We start from the raw sequence: 23,142 nt of genomic DNA on the forward strand, positions 1-23,142 counted from the left end.
GCGGAAGTAGTTCAGTGGTAGAATACAACCTTGCCAAGGTTGGGGTCGCGGGTTCGAATCCCGTCTTCCGCTCCAATAAAATTTAACATGGCGGCATAGCCAAGTGGTAAGGCAGAGGTCTGCAAAACCTTTACCACCGGTTCAAATCCGGTTGCCGCCTTTCTTTTGTGCCGATGTGGCGGAATTGGCAGACGCGCACGACTCAAAATCGTGTTCCTTCGGGAGTGTCGGTTCGACCCCGACCATCGGTATCATGAACGGCGTAATAAAAAATCTCTATACTAATTGTATAGAGATTTTTTGTGTTTTCATTACACAAAAAAATAAGCACAAAAAGTGTGCGGTGAGTAAACTACGAAACATGAAAAGGATAAAAATGAATGTTTGTTTTTATCCTTTTCATTCCGGTATTCTATAAAATGTCAGCAGAATATTGTATATACAATATTCTCTTTGAGTACTCTAGAGAGAATTTCTCCAGCCCGGTGACATGAAGTTCAATCCGATACCACCAGTAGATATTAGCACATTATCAGCTGTTAATTTTGTAATTTCTAAAAATTCCTTTTCAAATTCTTCTCTGTTGTACTTGTACATAGTTGAGTGGCACGCCCACATTTGTGCTGAAGTACTTAACCAGTCCCCTAATTTCATGAATCTTATTTGATAGATAGTGGGGTTTAACTTCTCTCCAATTCCTTTAAGATCATTTGAATGTTTCATAATTATCCCCTCATCTTTTCTTCAAATTTTTTCCTGTTTTAATTATACAACGATAGAAAGTAATTAAGGGAATATTATGGAAATCAATATCGTCTTTTTTGTTAAATTATACTATGTGATTCTAAAATTCGTAATAAATGTAGGAATTCATGTATAATATAACTTGTCGAAAGAACAAAATGATAGTAATTTATATTATGTCTGTAATATGAATCAAAAATGAACTTTTTATATTTCTTTTAAAAATGTGTTGAATACACATTATATTTCATATTAATATTTTTATGTAGATTTAAAACGGGAAAGAGAGTGGAAAGTATGGGTCGTAAATGGAATAATATTAAAGATAAAAAAGCATCAAAAGATGCAAATACAAGCCGTATATACGCGAAATTTGGACGTGAAATTTATGTGGCAGCAAAACAAGGTGAGCCAGATCCAGAGTCAAACCAAGCGCTTAGAGTCGTATTAGAACGTGCGAAAACATACAATGTGCCAAGAACAATTATTGATCGTGCAGTTGAAAAAGCAAAAGGCGGTTCAGAAGAAAATTATGACGAGCTTCGTTATGAAGGATTCGGACCAAATGGATCTATGGTAATTGTAGATACACTTACAAATAACGTAAACCGTACTGCAGCAGATGTACGAGCTGCATTTAGCAAAAACAGTGGTAACATGGGTGTAAACGGTTCTGTAGCTTACATGTTTGATGCGACAGCTGTTATCGGTCTTGAAGGTAAAACATCAGATGAAGTTCTTGAAATTTTAATGGAAGCAGATGTAGATGCACGTGACATTCTAGAAGAAGAAGATGCTGTTATCGTGTATGCTGAACCTGATCAATTCCATTCTGTACAATCTGCACTTAAAGATGCTGGTGTTGAAGAATTCACAGTTGCAGAATTAACAATGCTTGCACAAAGTGATGTAGAACTTCCTGAAGATGCTCAAGTACAATTTGAAAAAATGGTTGATGCATTAGAAGATCTAGAAGATGTGCAACAAGTTTACCACAACGTAGACTTAGGAGAATAATACGATAGAAGCCCCCTGTTCGTTTAACGGATAGGGGGCTTTTTTATGAATTTAATTAAGATGATGAATGAGTAAAGGTATTTTGTTGTAGACAAGGAATATGCTTATAGGGATATATGAAATAATCATTATTTCTAGGAGGTTTAATATGGAACATAGAACACCGAAGCATATCGTTGCCGTAGCAGGCTATTTAACTAACGAAACAAATGAGGTGTTATTAGCAAAGGTACACTGGCGAGCGGATACGTGGGAGTTGCCAGGAGGACAGGTGGAAGAAGGAGAAGCGCTCGATCAAGCAGTTTGTAGGGAAATGTTTGAGGAAACGGGTTTAACGGTGAAGCCTATCGGAATTACAGGGGTTTATTATAATACCTCTATGCATATTTTATCTGTTGTTTTTAAAGTGGCATACGTGAGCGGTGAAATAAAAATTCAACCTGAAGAAATACAAGAGGCTAAATTTGTTGCTTTAAATGAAGAGAACATAGATGGGTACATAACGCGTCCTCATATGAAATCTAGAACGCTTGATGCGATGAGAGCAACACATTGTATTCCGTACGAAACGTGGGAAGTGCAGCCATATAATTTAATAGGTAGATTGTAAAGAAAAGAGTAGCCGGTTTGAGATACAATCAAATCACTACTCTTTTTTGTATACTGTTTAAGAAAAAGGTCAAAATAATAATAGTGCTAGTGTTGATTTTAGGAACGTTTGTTCTGTATAATGTATGATATATTGTATACATTTAGATTACTAGATACTTACAAATATATATATTTGTAGATGATATAATGAAAATAGGGTGTTTTAATAGGGAAGTATAGGCTTAAGGTATACTCTGCTATTGGTTTAGCATAATCTATATTCAATATTTCAGATGAATAGTAGATAAAAAAATACTGTGATACAATACTTTTTTATACCTTACAATGATGTAAGGTACGTGTAAGAGAAATCGATGGGATGTTTTTTTACAACAAGGTATTCTTAAAGTAAGAGTTATACGCTGTGTGGAAAAGAGGTGTTCAAGATGAAAGAACGAGTATTATCTAGGGTGAACTATCATCAAAAAGTTGCATTAAATCCAATGACTAAATTCTTTTATAAAGCCATTATTTTATTATTATTGTTAAGTTGTACATTATTATTCGTTGGAAATGTAATGATCGAGCAAAGTGATATTAGTAAATTACATGTACCGGCTAAGTTAGAGGTGCCAGAATCATTAACACACGCATTTATTGCGACAGAAGATAAAAGGTTTTATCATCATAATGGTTTAGATTATATAGCGATTGTCAGAGCGTCTGTTGAGAATATAAAGGCTGGTGGTGTTGTGCAAGGCGGAAGCACAATTACACAGCAGTTATCCAAAAATGCTTTTTTAACGAATGAACGTACATTTTCTCGTAAGTGGAAAGAGATTTTCTATACGAAAAAAATTGAACGTACATTTACGAAGGATGAAATTTTAAAATTGTATGTAAGTAATATTTATTACGGAGAAGGAGCATGGGGAATTGAAAAAGCGGCAAACCTTTATTTCGGTAAAAAGGTGGACCAATTAACGCTGGCTGAAAGTGCAATGATGGCTGCTGTAGTAAAAGCACCTGCTTATTACTCACCTGCACAAAATTATGATAAGGCCGTAGAGAGACGAAATGTCGTTTTGAGATTGATGGAGAAAGAAGGCTACATCAATCATGATGAGTATGTGCAAGCAGTTAGTGAGAAATTAGTAATTCGTCATGATATAAAAACAGAGCAGTCGATGTTAAATAATGCGCGTGAAAAAGCAGTAAGCTAAGGGAAGTTCCTACATAGGAGCTTCTTTTTTTGGATAAATTGTGACAATTTGTGACACAATATCGTCACAAATGTTGTATTTTTGTAATTTATGTGAGCGTGTTCATTGCGTGACGTATATAAGTGTTGATATTATGTGTATTGTGTACAATGCTGTATACAGAATATGAATTTAAAGAGGAATGTATATGAAATCAAATAAACTCATGGCTCTTGGTATAGTTTTTTCTATCGCAGTATTGATTGTAATCGGAACAATTGCGTATAGCATCATAAATGACAAAAAAGATAAAGGGAATGAGATGTTTGCTTATTCCACACAACAATCTTTAGGGAAAGATGATGCACCAGTTAAGGTAGTTGAATTTGGAGACTTCAAATGTCCTGCGTGTCGTACTTGGGATGTAACAGTATTACCACGATTAAAAGAAGAGTATATTGATAAAGGTAAAGTGCAGTTATATTTTATTAACTTCCCGTTTATCGGAAAAGACTCTGATTTAGGCGCAGCAGCTGGTGAAGCAATTTATAAACAAGATAAAGATTCATTCTGGACTTTCTATGATGAGATTTATCAAAGTCAAAAGAAAGACACGGAAGAATGGATTACAGAAGAATTACTTCTTAACATTGTGAAAGAGAAGCTTCCGAAAGTTGATGTAGAACAATTTAAGAAGGATTTACACAGTAAAGATATAAAAGAAAAAGTACGTAAAGATTCAGATCGTGCTCAAAAATTAAAAGTTCAAGGTGCTCCTTCAGTATATGTAAACGGAAATCTTGCAAACCCTGATTTCGATAGTATGAAGAAGGCGATTGATAAAGAATTGAAAAAGTGATGAGATACTCATCACTTTTTCGACTTTTTTCGATAAAATTCTTGCTTCCGTTTTTTTTACATGCTATACTACTTTACATAAGTTATTCTAATATCTTATATGTATTTCATATTTGCGGGTGTAGTTTAGTGGTAAAACAAGAGCCTTCCAAGCTCTGGTCGAGAGTTCGATTCTCTTCACCCGCTCCAAATTTTATTAAATGTTTTTCTATAAATTGTGATCAACGCAGTGTTTCGTTTCTAAGATAAACGAGGCATTGCGTTTTTTAATGTTTGAAAAATATAATTGTATGCGAAAATAGAAGTAAAGAATAGTATTCCAAAAGTGAATTGCTAACCAATATAGTCGTTACATAAGGGATGGATTCATCTGAGGAGGCGATTAAGAATGGATTTTGAACAATTAAAGCAAGATGTAATTGCGTATAGTAAAACAATTGGTATAGATAAAATAGGCTTTGCTAGTGCTTCACCATTTGAGGAATTAAAGCAGCGCTTAATCCAACAGCAACAATTAAATTATCAATCTGGATTTGAAGAGCCTGATATAGAAAAGAGAACGAACCCACAGCTTCTACTACCTGGTGCAAAATCAATTATTGCGATTGCATTAGCGTATCCTTCAAAATTAAAAAATGCACCATTAAGTAAGCGTGGAGAACGCCGTGGGATTTTTTGTCGTGCCTCTTGGGGACAAGATTATCATCTTGTGTTACGAGATCGTTTGCAAAAATTAGAAGCATATTTAATCGAAAAACTTCCCGATATAGAAGTTAAGTCAATGGTTGATACGGGTGAATTAAGTGATCGAGCTGTTTCGGAGCGTGCGGGTATTGGATGGAGCGGTAAGAATTGCGCTATCATTACACCTGAATTTGGTTCGTATGTATATTTAGGAGAAATGATTACAAACGTTCCATTCCCACCAGACCAACCAATAGAAGATCAATGTGGAAGCTGTACAAAATGTATTGATATTTGTCCTACAGGTGCTTTAATACAAGGAGGACAGTTAGACTCGAAGAAATGTATTGCATTTTTAACACAGACGAAAGGATTCCTACCGGAAGAATATCGTGACAAAATAGGAAACCGTATATATGGATGTGATACATGTCAGACTGTTTGTCCAAAAAATAAAGGAATGGATTTTCATAACCACCCTGAGATGGAACCAGATCCTGAGTTAGTTAAGCCGTTATTAACACCACTTTTAACAATTAGTAATCGTGATTTTAAAGAAAAATATGGAATTATGTCTGGTTCATGGAGAGGTAAAAAGCCGTTGCAACGAAATGCGATTTTGGCACTTGCACATTTTAAAGAAGCATCAGCAATTCCTGATTTAATAGGTGTTATGAAAGATGATCCAAGACCAGTACTTCGCGGAACAGCGGCATGGGCACTTGGAAAAATTGGTGGAGATGGCGTGGGCGAAGCCATTGAAAAAGCGATGCAACGTGAGAAAGATGAAGAGGTTCTTCATGAAATGAATCGCGGGCTTGAATTGTTAGCGCAGAAAAAAGAGTAGATAATATCTCCCTTTTTCATATTGTAATATGGGAGGGAGACGAAATGGTTGTAAAAATAAATATTGAAAAGCAAGTGCAACAATTTTTAGCATATATAACAGAAAAACGAACAAATGTAGACGGTATTGCTGAAGATTTATTACAAATAGCACAGAGAAAGAAAAAATTGTTTCAAAAGCGTAATGCAGAGATAGTGAAAGCAACTGCGGACGTTTCTTTCATGAGACAATTAAATAATAGCAATCATCAAGAAATTGATTATCAAATACATTTTAAATATTTAATTAAGCATAAAGAATTATTTTATATCGAAGAGGAACAATTAAAACGAAGAGTTTATTTAAATAATAGCCAGGTAATAGGTGATTATGCTATTGAAGTGCCAGAAGCAGTTGGAATGAGTGAGACGTTAGAAAGAGAAGTTATAAAAGAGAAGTATGGTTCTTATCAGTATAACCGTTTAGAGGCAGTTAAATATGCAGAGCGTTGGTGGGATGATCGAAACCCTGTATATCGTAATTTCCCTGATAATTGTACGAATTTTATTTCTCAATGTCTTCATACTGGAGAAGTACCAATGAATGGATATCCTAATATTCGTAAAGGTTGGTGGCAAAGGGAGAATCAGTGGAGTTGGAGCTGGGCTGTCGCACACTCTTTTTATTGGTATTTGTCAGGTGCTACAACTGGGCTTCGAGCAGAAGCAGTAGAAAGACCAGAGGACTTGATTCTTGGTGATGTCATTGCTTATGATTTCGAGGATGATGGTAGGTGGAATCATACGACGATTGTAGTAGCAAAAGATGCAGATGGTATGCCACTTGTAAATGCACATTCAGCGAATAGCCGTCGGCGTTATTGGAACTATGAAGATTCTAGTAAATATACACCACAAATGAAATATAAATTCTTTCACATTATTAATGGGTAGAGATTTTTCGCTCAAGTGGTATAATACGTAGTAGACAAAAAACAGAGGTGAATATCGCGTGGGAGTACATGTTGTTTTATATCAACCAGAAATTCCAGCAAATACAGGGAATATTGCTCGTACTTGTGCAGCAACTGGAACAGAATTGCATTTGATTAGACCGCTTGGATTTTCAACGGATGATAAAATGTTAAAGCGTGCAGGATTAGATTATTGGCAGCACGTGAAAGTTACGTATTATGATTCAATTGAAGAATTTTATGAGAAAAATAAAGACGGTGAATTCTTCTATTTAACAAAGTATGGCGAGAAAGCTCATACAGCATTTGATTATAGCAAACGTGAGAAGGATTACTATTTTGTATTTGGAAGAGAAACAAACGGCTTACCAGCTAATGTAATCGAAGAAAATTTCGATCATTGTTTACGTATTCCAATGACTGATAAAGTGCGTTCATTAAATTTATCTAATACAGCAGCTATTTTAATTTATGAAGCGTTCCGTCAACAAAATTATCCAGGATTAGATTTAGAAATTGTTTATTAAAAGTCGCCATATGGCGACTTTTTTTCTTAAAATAAAAATAAATATATCATCATACATTTAAAAAAGGGTACATATTCATATAGAATGGGATATATGAATAAAAATAGATTAGACGGGTTGAGATAAATATGAAGGAACAATATCGTAATCAAAATACCTTTTTAAGTATGATAGATATGGATTTAATAAGAAGAGGCTTATTACACGCTATTCAAGATTTAGTATTTATTATGAAAGTTATGGATGATGAAACCTTTAAATATATTTATGTAAATAAGATAGGTATGGATTATGCGAAGCTAAGCGAAGAATGTTATGGAAAAACGTTTGCAGAAGTATTATCCGTAGATAAAGCAAAAATATTACAAAAGCAATATACAAAAGCAGTAAAAGAAGCGAGAGCTTATACTTTTCGTGATGTAATTAGTTTAGCAACTGGTAATTTACATTATGAGTCTTCACTTAATCCCGTATTCGACGAAGAAGGAGTATGTCAGTTTATTATTTGTATCACGAGGGATATCACAGCTCAAATTGAGGAGAAGATTGAGATAGAGGAAAAACAAATGTTATTTAAGTCATTACTAGAATATAATAATGACTCCATTATATCTATAGATTCTATAGGTAGAATTACATATGCAAATCCAGCAACGTATGAAATATTTGGATACCGATATGAAGAATTACATAATAAATTTATTTTTGAATTTATTAATAAAGAATATGAAAAAGATTTTCAAATTATATTTAAAGGAGCCCTGCAAGGAAGAGCAAAGCAAATTGTTTCAAAGAAATATGTTCATAAAGAAGGGTACGAGCTCTATATTTCTTTGAGAACTGTTCCAATTATTGTGAACGGTGAAATTGTTGGGGTATATATTGTTACGAGGGATGTTACAAGGCAAGTATTAAATGAAATGCGAACAGAATATTTAGCTTATTATGATCAGTTAACAGGGTTAATGAATAGAATTTCATGTGCAAATAAATTAAATGATTTTTTAAATGAGAAGATAGATTTTGCGTTTATCTTTATAGATTTAGATGAATTTCACCTTATTAATGATACTTTTGGCCATAAAGAAGGAGATAAAGTATTACAGAAAGTTACAGAATGTTTAAGTAGTTTCCAAATAGCCGGTATGCACTTATTTAGAGAACACGATGATCAATTCGTTATGTTAATAGAAAACATAACGAAAGAACATGTAGAGGTAGTTACAAAAAGCATACAAAAAAAGATAAGTGAACATTTTGTAATCGAAGAAGAGGACGTATATTTAAGTGCGTCAATCGGAATTGTAATGGCTCCAACAGATGGAGAAGATGAAAAAATATTATTCCAAAGAGTTGATGCTGCTTTGGAAAAAGCGAAAGAAAAAGGAAAAGGGCATTATCATTTTTATTGCAGTGGATTAGATTGTGAGCGTGAACAACGATTTATAATAGAAAACCAATTACATCGAGCTATAGAAAAAAATGAATTCTTCTTATATTATCAGCCGCAAATTAATATTGAAACGAAAAAAATTGCTAGTATGGAAGCTTTAATAAGGTGGGAGAACAAAGAATTAGGATTTGTCTCTCCTAATCAATTTATTCCGCTAGCAGAAAGAACAGGATTTATTATTAAGCTTGATGAATGGGTAGTAAATGAAGTGTGTCGGCAAATACGTGAATGGTTAAATAAAGGATATGAAGTTGTCCCAATTGCAGTTAATATTTCAGCCAGGCACTTTCGCTCTATTACATTAATAGAAATGATTACACGTGCTTTACATAAGTACAATGTACCAGCTCATCTATTAGCGATAGAGGTTACCGAAGGAGCCCTTATACATAAAGACATATCGAAAAGAGTATTGCTACAATTAAAAGAACAAAATTTAAAGATTCATTTAGATGATTTTGGGACGGGATATTCATCTTTAAGTTATTTAAAAACATATCCAATTGATACGCTGAAAATCGATCGTTCTTTTATGGAAGGTATACATGTAGATGAACGCGATACGAATATTACAGCTGCAATTATTCATTTAGCTCATACTTTGGAATTGAATGTAATTGCAGAAGGAGTAGAAAAAGCGGAACAAATACAATTTTTGAAGGAAAAGAATGTGAAGTTTGTGCAAGGTTATTATTATAGCCGACCTTTATCAAAATATGATATGGAAAATGTGTATTATAAATGATTGATAAAAAAAGTGATGTGCTTAGAAGCACATCACTTTTTATGTGTACCAGGTTTATCATTGTAACCAGATGTAAAAATAGCTGTAAGAAATGTGAGTGATACACCTAAAATTAATAATAATTTCATACTAATATCCCTCCTATTTTTCAGTTTGAGAATCTTAAATATGAATCGAAATGTATGTAAGGTTCTTGGAAGAAAAGAATTTATTTAAAATGAATAGCGGTGTAAAAACTTTAATACCTATATTATACAGAATTTTCTTTGAATTTTGGAGAGAATTTTATATCACTACTGTATATTTCATTTTGATTTAAAGAATGTTTGAGGACATCCTAGCATACCTTTTATAATAATCCGATTGAACAAGGAGATGGGGGAGGAGCTATAATGGATATTCTAAAAAAAATTGAACAGCATCGAGAAGCAGAAGAACGCTTACAATGGGAAGGTACGTTTGCGGAGTATTTGGAGCTTGTGAAGGAAAGACCATGGGTGGCTCAAACAGCACACTCTCGCATTTACAATATGATAAAAGATGCTGGAATTGAAGAAGTAGATGGTAGAAGAAAGTATAACTTCTTTAGTAATCAGCTATTTGGATTAGAGGATGCTTTAGAACGTCTTGTAGAGGAATATTTTCATCCATCTGCAAAAAGATTAGATGTTAGAAAACGTATTTTATTATTAATGGGTCCTGTTAGTGGAGGGAAATCAACATTAGTTACGATGCTGAAACGAGGATTAGAAACATATTCACGAACAGATCGAGGAGCAATTTTTGCAATTAAAGGCTGCCCAATGCATGAAGATCCACTTCATTTAATTCCGCATCATTTACGAGATGATTTCTTTGATGAGTATGGAGTTAGAATCGAAGGGAATTTATCACCGCTAAACGTTATGCGTCTAGAGCAAGAATATGGTTCAAGAATTGAGGATGTAGTTGTAGAGCGTATTTTCTTCTCGGAAGATCGCCGTACAGGGATTGGTACATTTAGTCCGTCTGATCCTAAATCACAAGATATTGCCGATTTAACAGGTAGTCTGGACTTTTCAACAATTGCAGAATATGGTTCAGAATCAGATCCACGAGCGTATCGCTTCGATGGAGAATTGAATAAGGCAAACCGTGGGATGATGGAATTCCAAGAGATGTTAAAATGCGATGAGAAGTTTTTATGGCATTTATTATCGCTTACGCAAGAGGGGAATTTCAAAGCGGGAAGATTTGCGCTTATTTCAGCAGATGAATTAATTGTAGCGCATACGAATGAAACGGAGTATCGTTCCTTCATAGCAAACAAGAAAAATGAAGCATTGCACTCAAGAATTATTGTAATGCCAGTTCCATACAATTTACGAGTGAGTGAAGAAGAACATATTTATGAAAAAATGATTCGTGAAAGTGATGTATCCAATGTTCATATTGCACCACATACACTTCGCGTTGCAGCAATGTTTACGATTTTAACTCGTTTAAAAGATCCGAAGCGTCCGGATATTGATTTAATTAAAAAGATGCGTTTATATGATGGAGAAACGGTAGAAGGTTATAATGCGATTGATGTAGAGGAGTTGCAACGTGAATATCAAGATGAAGGTATGAGAGGTATTGATCCTCGTTATGTTATTAACCGAATTTCCTCTACAATTATTCGAAAAGAGGTACCATCTATTAACGCATTAGATGTACTTAGATCGCTCAAAGACGGGTTGGATCAGCATCCGTCAATTAGTAATGAAGATCGAGAGCGTTATATGAATTTCATCTCATTAGCGAGAAAAGAATATGATGAAATTGCGAAGAAAGAAGTACAAAAAGCATTCGTGTATTCATATGAAGAATCAGCGAAGACACTTATGGATAATTACTTAGATAACGTTGAAGCATATTGCAATAAGTCGAAATTACGTGATCCATTAACAGGTGAAGAAATGAGTCCAGATGAAAAGCTAATGCGCTCAATTGAGGAGCAAATTGGAATTTCAGAAAATGCTAAGAAAGCATTCCGTGAAGAAATTTTAATTCGCATTTCTGCTTATGCGCGTAAAGGAAAACGCTTTGATTATAATTCACATGAGCGTCTTCGCGAAGCGATTCAGAAAAAACTATTTGCTGATTTAAAAGATATAGTGAAAATTACAACATCAACGAAAACGCCAGACGAAAATCAGCTTAAGAAAATCAATGATGTTGTTGCACGCTTAATTGATGAGCACGGCTATAATTCTTCATCTGCGAATGAATTATTACGCTATGTAGGTAGTCTGCTAAACCGATAGTTTGATAACAAAACGCTGTCTCTTGTATTTTGCGGGACAGCGTTTTATTATCCATTCATATGTGTAAAGTGTCATACCTTGTCCAAATGTAATAAATTAAGATGCAATTTCATGAATTTATTGTCAATTATTTTTACAATATGCATATGATAGAGTAACCAACCATTCATACGAAAAAAGCCAACACAATACAATATGTTGCAAAGTGAAAATGTGTGCAACTATGCATTGTGTTTCTTTCTTATCAGCGGCTGAATATTTCTTTCTATTATGTGAGTGGCAAAATTTTGTTTAGAATGCTCGGAGTATTATATGAAAAACGTTATATATGTTTATGGGATGAATTTCGATGGGCAGTTACCTTTCATTCTAGCTTGCACATTACAAAACAAAATTTCTAGCTTACTGTTCATAGGGGAAGACAAATACAGTAAGGAGGGAAAGAAATGGGTGAAGAAAACCAACCAAATTATACGATTTCACAGGAAAACTGGTCCCTCCATCGCAAAGGATATGACGACCAACAACGCCATCAAGAGAAAGTACAAGAGGCAATTAAGAATAATTTACCCGATCTTGTAACAGAAGAAAGTATAGTTATGTCTAATGGCAAGGATGTTGTAAAAATACCAATTCGTTCTCTAGATGAATATAAGATTAGATACAATTATGATAAAAACAAACACGTTGGGCAAGGAAATGGTGACAGCAAAGTTGGTGATGTCGTTGCGAGAGATGGATCAGGTGGTCAAAAGCAAAAAGGACCAGGAAAAGGGCAAGGAGCAGGGGATGCGGCTGGAGAAGATTATTATGAAGCTGAAGTCTCTATTCTAGAATTAGAGCAAGCGTTTTTCAAAGAGTTGGAGCTGCCTAATTTAAAGAGAAAAGAAATGGATGAAAACCGGATTGAACATATTGAATTTAATGATATTAGAAAAACTGGATTATGGGGAAATATTGATAAGAAACGAACAATGATATCTGCATATAAACGAAATGCAATGCGTGGTAAAGCATCCTTCCACCCAATTCACCAAGAAGATTTAAAGTTCCGCACTTGGAATGAAGTATTAAAACCAGATTCAAAAGCAGTTGTATTAGCGATGATGGATACAAGTGGATCGATGGGAATATGGGAGAAGTATATGGCACGTAGTTTCTTTTTCTGGATGACAAGATTTCTACGAACGAAGTATGAAACAGTAGATATTGAGTTTATTGCCCATCATACGGAGGCAAAAGTAGTTACAGAAGAAGAGTTTTTCTCAAAAGGCGAAAGTGGGGGAACGATTTGTTCTTCTGTATATAAAAAAGCACTCGAGCTAATTGATAATAAATACTCACCAGACCGCTATAATATTTATCCATTCCATTTTTCAGACGGTGATAATTTAACATCAGATAATGCTAGATGTGTAAAACTTGTTGAAGAGTTAATGAAGAAGTGTAATATGTTTGGATATGGGGAAGTGAATCAGTACAACCGCCATAGTACACTTATGTCAGCTTATAAAAATATTAAAGATGAGAATTTCAGATATTATATTTTAAAGCAAAAAGCAGATGTATTCCATGCGATGAAAAGCTTTTTTAAAGAAGAATCTGGAGAGAAAATGGCATAACCCCTTATAAAGGGGTTATTTTTTTGTGAAGTTTTTAAGAAATTTTTGCGAAATATTTATATTGTTAGTTGACATTGAAAATGAAAATCATTATCATTTATTCGAGAAATGATTACATTTTGAATTATATATTTTGGAGGAGATGTAAGGTTGAAGAACAATAAAAGAAAACATATAAATGCAATGTTAATAGCAGCGACGTTGGCGTTGCCGTTTGCTACATACTCAACACCTGCGTTAGCAGCTGTAGCAATTGAGGCGAATAAAACTGGACAGACTTTAGAAGATGGTACATATGATGCTGTTATTAAAGCATATAAAGATAAAACGAATGAAGAGTCTATGGCAGCTGTTTATATAAAAGATCCTAAATTAACAATCAAGAATGGGAAGAAAATTGTAACAGCAACGTTAAGTGATAGTGATTTCTTCCAATACTTGAAAACAGAAGATATTCATACTTCTGGTGTGTTTCATGATGTAAAAGTAATATCAGAGGATAAAAAGAAAAATGGGACGAAGGTTATTCAATTTGAAGTTGGAGAATTAGGAAAAAGATATAATATGCAAATGCATATTTACATTCCGACAATGGGATATAATGAGAAATATCAAGTGCAATTTGAAGTAAATACTACAAGCATAGAAAATCATGTTCAGGAAGAACAAAAAGAAAATAAAGAAGAACAAAAAGAAGAGACAAAAAATATAGTAGTGGATAAAAAATTACAACAATACATTAATCAAAATGCTTTAGGTCGAAAAGATATAAATGCACCAATAACGAAAGCCGATGCACTACAAATTAAAGAACTAGCGGTATATGGTGGGAAGGGTATTAATAATTTAGCCGGTTTAGAGCATATGGTAAATTTGGAAACCTTTAGATTACATGAATCTGAAGTGAGTGATTTATCGCCAATTGCTAATTTGAATAATTTGAAGTCTTTAGATCTTTTCTCTAATCGAATTGGAAACATTGAGCCAATTGTTGGGCTGAATAAGATTCAAGAGCTTTCTTTAAGAAATAATAAAATTATTGATCTGAAGCCATTAAGTAAATTGAAAAAAGTTAGAGCATTAGATTTAGTTGGTAATAAAATTGAAGATATTAAGCCGCTATTTACAATGTCATCTCTAGGTAAATTGTATTTAGATAATAATAATATTAGTGATGTAACAGGAATTGAACAGTTAAATAAGGTAAAGGAATTATGGATTGGAAATAATAACATTACTAATCTGGAATCTATTAGTAAAATGGAGAGTCTTACTCAGCTTGCAGTGAGCGATGCAGAAATTAGGGACATTACACCGTTAGCTAAAATGAAAAACTTACAATCACTTGATTTAGAAGAAAATTATATTTCTGATGTCTCATCACTTAGTGAGCTAACTAATTTGTATGAACTTAATTTAAATTCAAATGAAATTTCTGATGTAAGACCTATTCAAGAGTTTGGGAAGCGCTTTGTAGTTAAAGTGCATAGACAAAAAGTCTTTTTAAATGAAGGAGTAGCAAATGAGAATATCAAGATTCCTATATACGATTTAAATGGCGAACCTCTTCAAAATATTGGATGGGTAAGTGAAGGTGGAACACATAATAATGGGTTTGTAAAATGGGACAGTCCTGGTGAGAAATCATATGAGTTCAATTTAGAAACAGGTTCTTCAGAAAATAAAATACGCTTTAATGGAACAGTTATTCAAAAAATAGTGGCAACACAAGCAGATTTAAGTGTTATTCCAGATAAAAAACTAAGAGAGCATATTAATAAACATAGTTTAGGTAGGACGGATTTGAATACACCTATTGCGAAAGAGGATTTATTAAAGGTTAAAACATTGAAGATAACGGATGGACAGAATAATGGAATAACAGATTTATCTGGATTAGAGTATATGACAAATTTAGAAGACCTGACATTAGAAAAATTTGAGTTAAAACATATAGATTTTATCTCGAATTTGAAAAACTTGAAGTCAGTGAATTTAGCGAATAATAAAATAGAAAATTTAGAGCCGTTAGCTAAGTTAGAAAAGCTTGCAGTATTAAATATAAACAACAATAACAACCAAAATATAAAACCATTATTTACATTAAATTCGTTGAAGAAGTTAAATGTTTCAGCTAATAAAATTAATAATGAATCTCTTCAAGGAATACAAGAACTCAAAAATTTAGGGATACTAATAATAAACAATAATGACATTAGTAGCTTGGAAGAAATTAGTGGGATAACTAAAATGGATGAATTAGAAATTAAAGGGAATAAAATAGTGGATGTAACGCCATTAACTAAAGCTAAAGAATTAAGATTTTTAGATTTGTCAGACAATAAAATTAAAGATATAACAATTTTTAGCTCGATGCTAGACCTTATTAAATTAAAGTTGCCTGGGAATGAAATTCTTGATGTAAAACCAATTATCCAACTATCTCAATGGAGTACAATTGATCTTAGAAGACAAAAAATTATATTAGAAGATGCTCAAGTGAATCAAGTGGTGAAAATTCCTGTTCATGATGTGGAAGATAATCCTCTTGCGGATATTACACTGAAAAGTGAAGGCGGAACAATCAATGAAGAAGAGGGGACAATTGTGTGGAGTACTCCAGGAGAGAAAAAATATGAGTTTGCTTTCGATGGAACGAGTTATTATGGGCTTGGCATATGGTTCAGCGGTGAAGTAACTCAAAATATTGTAGAAAAAATTGAGTCGCCAGAAAAAGAAGAAGCAAATAAACCAGAGACAGAAGTAGAGAAGCCGAAAGAAGAAAGTAAACCAGAGACAGAAGTAGAGAAGCCGAAAGAAGAAGAAAGTAAACCAGAGGCAGAAGTAGAGAAGCCGAAAGAAGAAGAAAGTAAACCAGAGACAGAAGTAGAGAAGCCGAAAGAAGAAAGTAAACCAGAGGCAGAAGTAGAGAAGCCGAAAGAAGAGAGTAAACCAGAGGCAGAAGTAGAGAAGCCGAAAGAAGAAGAAAGTAAACCAGAGGTAGAAGTAGAGAAGCCGAAAGAAGAAGAAAGTAAACCAGAGGCAGAAGTAGAGAAGCCGAAAGAAGAAAGTAAACCAGAGGCAGAAATAGAGAAGCCGAAAGAAGAAGAAAGTAAATCAGAGGCAGAAGTAGAGAAGCCGAAAGAAGAGGCAAGTAAGCCAGGGGGGGAAGTAGAGAAGCCGAAAGAAGAAGAAAGTAAATCAGAGGCAGAAGTAGAGAAGCCAAAAGAAGAGGCAAGTAAGCCAGGGGAGGAAGTAGAGAAGCCGAAAGAAGAAGAAAGTAAATCAGAGGCAGAAGTAGAGAAGCCAAAAGAAGAGGCAAGTGAACTTGTAACAGAGGATGGAAACATAAACAAACCAGAAGCAAACGTTAAGAAACAAACAGAGGGCTCAAATGAATTAGGAACAGCTACTGTTCAGAACAATGAAGCGGTGCAAGCACAGGAAATAGTGAAGCAGGCAGCGAAAGAAAATGTGTCAGATAAACAAGTTAGCAGGAAGAAAGAAGAAAGTGAAAAATCTTTAGCAGCAACAGGTGGACAAGAAAATAATGTATCTTTATTTGGTGGCCTGGCATTAGTTTTATCTGCACTTAGTATGTTTGTGTTTAGAAGAAATATATTTAAAAAATAAATAACGTTTCATCTTATTATACGATTATTCAAAAGGCGTTATCATAGCAAATTCATTTTGAAATGTGCTTATGATAACGTCTTTTTTATATTAGAAGGGATATGAATAGAAAAAGTGTAAATATATTAGAGAAGGAGGAGAGGGTATGAATATTAGTTCTACTTTAAAGATTGAAGAGATTGCATCATTTATTGCAAGTATGAATAAAGATGCTACTCATCATGTTGGTTATTGCGGAGATGAGAAAGAGGAGTTGTTACATACAATTCTTCATGACTTTTCTGATATAGGATGGGAAAGATCTTTTGTTATTACTTATGAGGATAATAAAATAATTGGTGTATTGGGGTTTGATGTGGATGAAGTAAAGAAATGTACAGAAATATGGGGACCTTTTATTAAAGCAGAGAATTGGGAAGAAGTTGCTGTACATATGTGGAAGAAACTTATAGAAAAGGTACCCTTTCATATTGAAAAATTTTATGGTTTTTATCATGTGGAAAATAATAATTGTGCTCGTTTAATGAAGGATTTACGTGCTAAAGAACAAGATCGACATAGTATTCTCATTTTAAATAATAGTGTGGGACAACGTGTTATATGTAATATAGAAGAAATTTCACCACCAGTATTTGAGCAGTTTAGCTCTTTACATAATCATGTTTTTCCACATACATATTATGAAGGAAATGAAATCATTGAACGTTTAGGTGATACGAATAAATTATTTGTAAGTATGAAGAATGATAAGTTAGAAGGTTATGTATATGTTGAAGTAAATCCGGAGTTTCACGAAGCGCATATTGAATTTATTGCAACATCTAAAGAGAGTAGAGGAAAAGGTGTTGGTGAGCGTTTATTACGAGCTGCGATTCAGCATATTTTCTCCTTCCAAGGAATGGAGATGATAGAACTATGTTTGAATACGAATAATGAAGGTGCTATGAAATTGTACAAGAAAGTAGGTTTTGAGGAGAAGGCATGTTTACAACACTATATAATAGAGTAAAAACCCATTCGTATGAAGAGTATATTTCATACAAATGGGCTTTATTTAATTTGTTTTACCGCCCTCAGTAACAACGGATTCAGGACTAATCTGAGGACCGAATTCTTCTTTTAGATGTTTGTCATATAGTGTATGTAGGAAGTTTTCTTTTCCTAGTTTTTCAAGTTCTTTATTTACCCAATCATGCACTTCTTTGTTGCCCTTCTTCACTGCTATAGCAATTAAGTCATCTCCACCTAATTTGTCTTTTAATAAGTGGAATCCAGGATTTTTATTTGCCCAAGATAGAAGGACAAGATTATCTTGCGCATATGCATCAGCACGGCCATCTTTTAGTGCTTGTAAAGCTTCTGTATTTTTATCGAACTTAATTAGTTCTACATTTTTCATATTTTTTGTTAAATAAATATCTGCAGTTGTACCCTTTGTTACAATTACTTTTTTGCCTTCTAAATCTTTTACAGATTGAATAGGGCTACCATCTTTAACAAGCACTTGCACAGCTACTTTTAAATGTGGATTTGTAAAATCAACGACCTTTTTTCGCTCATCTGTTGCAGTCATATTTGCTAATACGAAATCTACTTTATCAGATTGTAAATATGGAATACGGCTTGCTGCTTCAACGGGAACAAATTTCACTTTTGATTCATCACCTAGTAAGTCTTTTGCAAACCGTTTTGCCATATCAATTTCAAATCCAACATTTTTACCATCTTTGTCAACATAACCGAATGGTGGTTTATCTGTAAAAACAGCAACGACTAGTTCACCGCGCTCTTTTATTTGTTCAATTTTTCCACTTGGTTTTGCCGAGGTTTTTTCTGTTTTCTTTTCATTTGAACCACATGCAACGACTAAAATAGAAAGCAGCCCGATAATAATAAATGTTAGTAACTTTTTCATATAATATCTCTTCCTTTCACCGTTTCAATATAGAAAAATTGATTTAAGAAATGTTGGGCACGTTCTGTTTGTGGAGATGTGAAAAAAGTAGTTGGATCTCCTATTTCACAAATTTCTCCTTCATCCATGAAAATAATTTGATCAGCGACAGCTTTTGCAAATCCCATTTCATGAGTGACGATTAACATTGTCATACCTTGTTTAGCTAAGTTCATAATGACTTCTAATACTTCTTTGACCATTTCAGGATCTAATGCAGCTGTTACTTCATCAAATAAAATGACCTCAGGATTCATACAGAGAGTGCGAACAATTGCAATACGTTGTTGTTGCCCGCCAGATAACTCTCTTGGATAGGCATCTTTCTTCTCTAGTAAACCTACTTTTAGTAATAATTGTTCTGCTTGCTTCAATACTTCATTTTTATTTCGTTTTTGTACTTTTAGGGGACCGAGTAAAATGTTTTCTAAAACAGTCATATGCGGAAATAAATGATAACTTTGAAAGACCATTCCGATTTTTTGACGAAGTTTTTGCCAGTTACCATCGTTTTTCGGAAGGGGAGCGTTATGAAAAAGCATGTGCCCACTTTGTATTTCTTCAAGCCCATTTAAGCACCTCAATAATGTACTTTTTCCGCAGCCACTTGGCCCTAAAATAACGATGACTTCTCCGGAAGATACTTGTAAGCTTACGTCTCTTAAAACAGGGTTATCACCGTATGACTTATAGATGTTTTGTAATTGTAACAATGGAGCGGTCATATTTCTTCTCCTCTCGAACTATTGAATTGTCTATATCCATCTTGTTTCCAGTTTTCTTGACCAAATAGATAATGGATAGCAAAGTAAGAAATAGAAAATAAATAAGCAACCGTATATGAGAAATGCTTCTCCTGTTCGTTCTACAATTTGTTGCCCGGCTTTTATGACTTCAGTTACGCCAATTAAAACGGTTAAAGAAGTTGTTTGAATAATACGAATGAATATGTTTATTGTAGCTGGAATCATTCGCCGTATTGCTTGAGGAATGAGTACATATTGATATAATTGCTTCTTATTCATTCCGATAGATTTTCCAGCTTCTACTTGCCCCTTTGGTAAGGATTGAAGTGCTCCTCTTACGATTTCTCCAATTTCTGTGATTCCCCATAATGATAGAGCTGTAACAGCGGCTACTGTGCTAGAAACATCTATCCCTAGAGCGATTGGAAGACCAAAAAAGAAAAGAAACAACCAAACAAGGATTGGAATAGAACGAAATAATTCAATATAAGTCCTTGAAATAAATCTTAAAATAGTAATCTTTGATGTACGAATAATTCCAAATAGAATGCCACCAATTGTACTAATGATGATAGTAAATAATGCAATGAATAGTGTTTGTTCTAGTCCCTTTAGCAATTGCGGGAGTGATTCTATTAGTAGATTAATGCCCGAATTGCCCATAACGATTTCTCCTTTCTAACCAAGATAGTAGAAATGATAGTGGTACAAAAAGAAAGATATAGGAAGCTGTTAACATAATGAGCATCTCAGATGTCTTGTAATAAATTGAAATCAAATTTGTTGTTGTATACAACAATTCAGGAACAGCGATTGAAGAAACGATAGATGTTTCTTTTAATAAAAAGATAAAATTTGCAAATAAGGCTGGTGCAGAAATAGTTGTAGCTTGCGGTAAAACTACAAATCTAAATAGTTGCCATTTATTTAGTCCAATGGCATATCCAGATTCCACTTGGCTTTTAGATATTGAATCGAGACCAGATCGAATGACCTCTGTCATATATCCACCACCTAAAAAACACATTGCAAGTAATGCGATTGAAAAATTAGATAATTTAATGCCTAAGGATGGTAAACCGAAATATAAGAAAAATAATTGAATGAGTAAAGGTGTATTTCGGGCTACTTCCACATAAGCGCGAACGAATTTATGTAGAATGCGAACTCGAAAGAACAAAATTAAACCATTTATACTCGCAATAAGTAATGAAATGATAATGGCGATACATGCGATTTTTAAAGTTAATAGTGCGCTATCGAGGAATAGTGGAATTTGTTCCCTCATAAAATCGATGTCTATTTCCACATGGACAACCTCCTTTCATTTAGATATCAAGAAAAAATGATTGAATTTTAGTTAAAATATGTAAAAACATTCAATTTATTTCCTTTATAATAACATACAATTCCTATAAAACAAGTAGGTTTTATTTGTTTTAGGAAAATAAATAAAATGAATGTAGAAAGCACCTCTCCTAAAAGAAGAGGTGCTAATCGTTACATAACCTTTTTTATTTTTTTCGAAACTTCTTTTGTTTGCGAATTAACATCTTCTTTTCGCAGCTCTTTAAAGAGCGAAGTAACCATAAGAACGACTACGATAGAAAATGGTAGTGCTGCGATTATAGCTGCAATTTGTAGCGCATTTAGTCCTCCAGCTTGTAATAAAATAGCTGCAATTATCGCGATTGTTAATCCCCATACAAGTTTTAAACTATTTTTCGGTGATAAGCTTCCGTTGCTCGTTTGCATTGAAACAACAAATGTTGCCGAGTCAGCAGAAGTAACGAAAAATGTGGCTACTAAAATTAATCCGATAATTGTTAAAAATGTAGAGAATGGTAGGTGTGAAATAACAGCAAATAATCCAATCTCTGTACCGTTTTTTGCGATTTCATCAGCTATTCCAAGCGATTGGAACATTTCCATATGGATAGCGGTACCGCCAAATACTGCAAACCAAAATGTACAGATAAGAGTTGGGACTAATACAACTCCAAAAATAAATTCTTTTATTGTACGTCCTTTAGAAATACGAGCGATGAATGTACCGACAAATGGAGACCAAGAGATCCACCATCCCCAATAGAAAATAGTCCAATTTTCAATCCAAGAAGAAGATTTTTCATTAAAGGCCCCTAAATTTAATCCCATACTAGGTAGAGCTCCGATATAAGAACCAAGTGTAGATGTGAAATATTTCATAATAAATACAGTTGGTCCTAAAAGTAAAAAGGAGACGAGTAAAATACCTGCAAGAGAGAAATTTAAGTTACTCAAATATTTAATCCCACGATCTAAGCCAGTTTGTGCACTTGTTAAATATAAAACAGCGAAGATGGCGATAAGTACGAGTTGTGTAAGTAAAGTGTTATGAATAGAAGGGAATAAATAGCTTAATCCTCCGGCGATTTGTTGAGCACCAATCCCAACAGATGGCACAATACCGAATACTGTGGCTAAAACAGCCAAAATATCGACTGTTTTTCCGATAGGAGAATTTTTCGATCGATTAAATAATGGAGTAACTGTAGCACCAATTGTGCTGCCTTTTTGTTTGCGGAACGTGAAATATGCAATTGTTAAAGCAACCATTGCGTATAGTGACCATGGAAAGAGACCCCAGTGGAAAAATGAATATTGCATAGCGAGCTTGGCGCTTTCCTCTGTACCTGCTTTTCCTGTTAATGGATCTGTAAAATGTGAAATCGGTTCAGTGATTCCATAAAAGAGGAGTCCAATTCCCATTCCTGCTCCAAACAACATGGATAGCCAAGATGGATAACTATACTTTGGTCTTTCGCCATCTTTACCAAGACGAATAGAACCGTACTTAGAAAATGCTAAATAAGTGGCTAAAATCATCATTGCGGTCATAAGTAGAGAGTAAAACCATCCAAATTTATTGAGGATAAATGAGTTTAAGGAAGATGTAACACTTTGTAAATCATAGCCTTGTATCCAACTTGCCGGGGTAATTCCCCATATGATGAATAATGTTGTTAGCAAGATGGAGATATAAAATACACTGTTTTCTTTTTTTATCATAGAATCCCACCCTTGTTTAATAAAGTTAACAATTATATTAACCATAACAATTAAAGGTTTAATTGTCAAAAAATTCGTTTTTTTGTGTAAAAGGAAGGTTTAATCGCTATAGATTCATAATCATTGGAGGTTAGGTAAAGGCAAGGGTGTTCACGATATGTACAAAATGTAAGAAGAAATAATATGAAATATTGCATTTTGTATTGTTGTATCCAGATTTTATGTTAA

General features: G+C 33.9%; 18 protein-coding genes and 4 tRNA genes. 16 read left to right on the forward strand and 6 right to left on the reverse strand.

All coding sequences use genetic code 11. The annotated features are described in order from the left end of the window. The 3 genes from KVT31_RS28260 (at position 1) to KVT31_RS28270 (ending at position 251) form a co-directional block, all read left to right on the forward strand. A tRNA-Gly gene (locus KVT31_RS28260) sits at positions 1-75 on the forward strand. A gap of 14 nt (positions 76-89) precedes the next feature. Further along, positions 90-160: transfer RNA gene (locus KVT31_RS28265), tRNA-Cys, on the forward strand. Positions 161-169: 9 nt separating this feature from the next. After that, positions 170-251 (forward strand) — tRNA-Leu (locus tag KVT31_RS28270). A 211-nt stretch (positions 252-462) separates the two neighbouring features. Here the strand turns inward: KVT31_RS28270 and KVT31_RS28275 are convergent. Next, entirely contained in the window at positions 463-723 is a 261-nt protein-coding gene (locus tag KVT31_RS28275; RefSeq protein WP_088095052.1) for a DUF3884 family protein, read from the reverse strand. Between the two features lie 318 nt (positions 724-1,041). On the opposite strand from KVT31_RS28275, the gene KVT31_RS28280 reads away from it, so the two are divergent. The 13 genes from KVT31_RS28280 (at position 1,042) to KVT31_RS28340 (ending at position 18,172) form a co-directional block, all read left to right on the forward strand. After that, the gene (locus KVT31_RS28280) at positions 1,042-1,761 is read left to right on the forward strand and encodes a YebC/PmpR family DNA-binding transcriptional regulator (RefSeq protein ID WP_000532956.1); all 720 of its coding nucleotides are present in this window, start codon (positions 1,042-1,044) and stop codon (positions 1,759-1,761) included. A 148-nt stretch (positions 1,762-1,909) separates the two neighbouring features. After that, complete coding sequence (locus KVT31_RS28285) at positions 1,910-2,371, forward strand: NUDIX hydrolase (RefSeq protein ID WP_088095053.1); 462 nt, start codon at positions 1,910-1,912, stop codon at positions 2,369-2,371. Between the two features lie 427 nt (positions 2,372-2,798). Then, positions 2,799-3,575, forward strand: a complete 777-nt coding sequence (locus KVT31_RS28290; protein ID WP_000664702.1) for a transglycosylase domain-containing protein — start codon at positions 2,799-2,801, stop codon at positions 3,573-3,575. A 187-nt stretch (positions 3,576-3,762) separates the two neighbouring features. Further along, positions 3,763-4,413, forward strand: coding sequence for a DsbA family protein (locus KVT31_RS28295; protein WP_088095054.1), 651 nt, complete (start codon positions 3,763-3,765; stop codon positions 4,411-4,413). A gap of 114 nt (positions 4,414-4,527) precedes the next feature. After that, positions 4,528-4,601 (forward strand) — tRNA-Gly (locus tag KVT31_RS28300). Between the two features lie 199 nt (positions 4,602-4,800). Further along, positions 4,801-5,943 (forward strand): tRNA epoxyqueuosine(34) reductase QueG, encoded by a 1,143-nt coding sequence (gene queG / locus KVT31_RS28305; protein ID WP_060629454.1) that lies wholly within the window; start codon positions 4,801-4,803, stop codon positions 5,941-5,943. Between the two features lie 44 nt (positions 5,944-5,987). Next, positions 5,988-6,875 carry an amidase domain-containing protein gene (locus KVT31_RS28310; protein ID WP_088095055.1) on the forward strand — a complete coding sequence of 296 codons (888 nt, stop codon included), beginning with the start codon at positions 5,988-5,990 and terminating at the stop codon, positions 6,873-6,875. Positions 6,876-6,933: 58 nt separating this feature from the next. Next, positions 6,934-7,422 carry a tRNA (uridine(34)/cytosine(34)/5-carboxymethylaminomethyluridine(34)-2'-O)-methyltransferase TrmL gene (gene trmL / locus KVT31_RS28315; RefSeq protein WP_000538149.1) on the forward strand — a complete coding sequence of 163 codons (489 nt, stop codon included), beginning with the start codon at positions 6,934-6,936 and terminating at the stop codon, positions 7,420-7,422. Between the two features lie 128 nt (positions 7,423-7,550). Beyond that, positions 7,551-9,620, forward strand: coding sequence for a sensor domain-containing protein (locus KVT31_RS28320; RefSeq protein WP_088095056.1), 2,070 nt, complete (start codon positions 7,551-7,553; stop codon positions 9,618-9,620). 392 nt (positions 9,621-10,012) lie between these two features. After that, positions 10,013-11,908 (forward strand): PrkA family serine protein kinase, encoded by a 1,896-nt coding sequence (locus KVT31_RS28325; protein ID WP_000353282.1) that lies wholly within the window; start codon positions 10,013-10,015, stop codon positions 11,906-11,908. Between the two features lie 446 nt (positions 11,909-12,354). Beyond that, positions 12,355-13,530 (forward strand): sporulation protein YhbH, encoded by a 1,176-nt coding sequence (gene yhbH, locus KVT31_RS28330; protein WP_016089393.1) that lies wholly within the window; start codon positions 12,355-12,357, stop codon positions 13,528-13,530. A gap of 150 nt (positions 13,531-13,680) precedes the next feature. Beyond that, positions 13,681-17,163 (forward strand): leucine-rich repeat domain-containing protein, encoded by a 3,483-nt coding sequence (locus tag KVT31_RS28335; protein WP_088095057.1) that lies wholly within the window; start codon positions 13,681-13,683, stop codon positions 17,161-17,163. A gap of 145 nt (positions 17,164-17,308) precedes the next feature. Beyond that, positions 17,309-18,172, forward strand: coding sequence for a GNAT family N-acetyltransferase (locus tag KVT31_RS28340; RefSeq protein WP_088095058.1), 864 nt, complete (start codon positions 17,309-17,311; stop codon positions 18,170-18,172). A gap of 45 nt (positions 18,173-18,217) precedes the next feature. On the opposite strand, the gene KVT31_RS28345 is transcribed toward KVT31_RS28340, so the two are convergent. The 5 genes from KVT31_RS28345 to opuD all read right to left on the reverse strand — a co-directional run bounded on the left by KVT31_RS28345 (position 18,218) and on the right by opuD (position 22,914). Then, positions 18,218-19,078: a transporter substrate-binding domain-containing protein gene (locus KVT31_RS28345; protein ID WP_088095059.1), complete on the reverse strand. Its 861-nt coding sequence runs from the start codon at positions 19,076-19,078 to the stop codon at positions 18,218-18,220. Then, complete coding sequence (locus KVT31_RS28350) at positions 19,075-19,842, reverse strand: amino acid ABC transporter ATP-binding protein (protein ID WP_088095060.1); 768 nt, start codon at positions 19,840-19,842, stop codon at positions 19,075-19,077. The genes KVT31_RS28345 and KVT31_RS28350 overlap by 4 nt, the downstream gene beginning before the upstream one ends. A 30-nt stretch (positions 19,843-19,872) precedes the next feature. After that, the gene (locus tag KVT31_RS28355) at positions 19,873-20,526 is read right to left on the reverse strand and encodes an amino acid ABC transporter permease (protein ID WP_088095061.1); all 654 of its coding nucleotides are present in this window, start codon (positions 20,524-20,526) and stop codon (positions 19,873-19,875) included. After that, positions 20,507-21,172, reverse strand: a complete 666-nt coding sequence (locus KVT31_RS28360; RefSeq protein ID WP_088095062.1) for an amino acid ABC transporter permease — start codon at positions 21,170-21,172, stop codon at positions 20,507-20,509. The genes KVT31_RS28355 and KVT31_RS28360 overlap by 20 nt, the downstream gene beginning before the upstream one ends. Positions 21,173-21,363: 191 nt before the next feature. Further along, the gene (gene opuD / locus KVT31_RS28365) at positions 21,364-22,914 is read right to left on the reverse strand and encodes a glycine betaine transporter OpuD (RefSeq protein ID WP_088095063.1); all 1,551 of its coding nucleotides are present in this window, start codon (positions 22,912-22,914) and stop codon (positions 21,364-21,366) included. Positions 22,915-23,142 lie beyond the last annotated feature (228 nt).

This window comes from Bacillus sp. GbtcB14, from assembly GCF_019091205.1.
In the GTDB taxonomy this organism is placed as follows: domain Bacteria; phylum Bacillota; class Bacilli; order Bacillales; family Bacillaceae_G; genus Bacillus_A; species Bacillus_A cereus_AG.

Excerpts from the sequence above, each read along its gene's own strand:
- KVT31_RS28320 (WP_088095056.1), top strand. The coding sequence starts at position 7,551 with ATGAAGGAACAATATCGTAATCAAAATACCTTTTTAAGTATGATAGAT.
- KVT31_RS28350 (WP_088095060.1), bottom strand. The coding sequence starts at position 19,842 with ATGACCGCTCCATTGTTACAATTACAAAACATCTATAAGTCATACGGT.
- KVT31_RS28280 (WP_000532956.1), top strand. The coding sequence starts at position 1,042 with ATGGGTCGTAAATGGAATAATATTAAAGATAAAAAAGCATCAAAAGAT.
- opuD (WP_088095063.1), bottom strand. The coding sequence starts at position 22,914 with ATGATAAAAAAAGAAAACAGTGTATTTTATATCTCCATCTTGCTAACA.
- KVT31_RS28310 (WP_088095055.1), top strand. The coding sequence starts at position 5,988 with ATGGTTGTAAAAATAAATATTGAAAAGCAAGTGCAACAATTTTTAGCA.
- KVT31_RS28290 (WP_000664702.1), top strand. The coding sequence starts at position 2,799 with ATGAAAGAACGAGTATTATCTAGGGTGAACTATCATCAAAAAGTTGCA.
- KVT31_RS28325 (WP_000353282.1), top strand. The coding sequence starts at position 10,013 with ATGGATATTCTAAAAAAAATTGAACAGCATCGAGAAGCAGAAGAACGC.
- queG (WP_060629454.1), top strand. The coding sequence starts at position 4,801 with ATGGATTTTGAACAATTAAAGCAAGATGTAATTGCGTATAGTAAAACA.
- KVT31_RS28355 (WP_088095061.1), bottom strand. The coding sequence starts at position 20,526 with ATGGGCAATTCGGGCATTAATCTACTAATAGAATCACTCCCGCAATTG.
- yhbH (WP_016089393.1), top strand. The coding sequence starts at position 12,355 with ATGGGTGAAGAAAACCAACCAAATTATACGATTTCACAGGAAAACTGG.
- KVT31_RS28285 (WP_088095053.1), top strand. The coding sequence starts at position 1,910 with ATGGAACATAGAACACCGAAGCATATCGTTGCCGTAGCAGGCTATTTA.
- KVT31_RS28345 (WP_088095059.1), bottom strand. The coding sequence starts at position 19,078 with ATGAAAAAGTTACTAACATTTATTATTATCGGGCTGCTTTCTATTTTA.
- KVT31_RS28340 (WP_088095058.1), top strand. The coding sequence starts at position 17,309 with ATGAATATTAGTTCTACTTTAAAGATTGAAGAGATTGCATCATTTATT.
- KVT31_RS28275 (WP_088095052.1), bottom strand. The coding sequence starts at position 723 with ATGAAACATTCAAATGATCTTAAAGGAATTGGAGAGAAGTTAAACCCC.
- KVT31_RS28295 (WP_088095054.1), top strand. The coding sequence starts at position 3,763 with ATGAAATCAAATAAACTCATGGCTCTTGGTATAGTTTTTTCTATCGCA.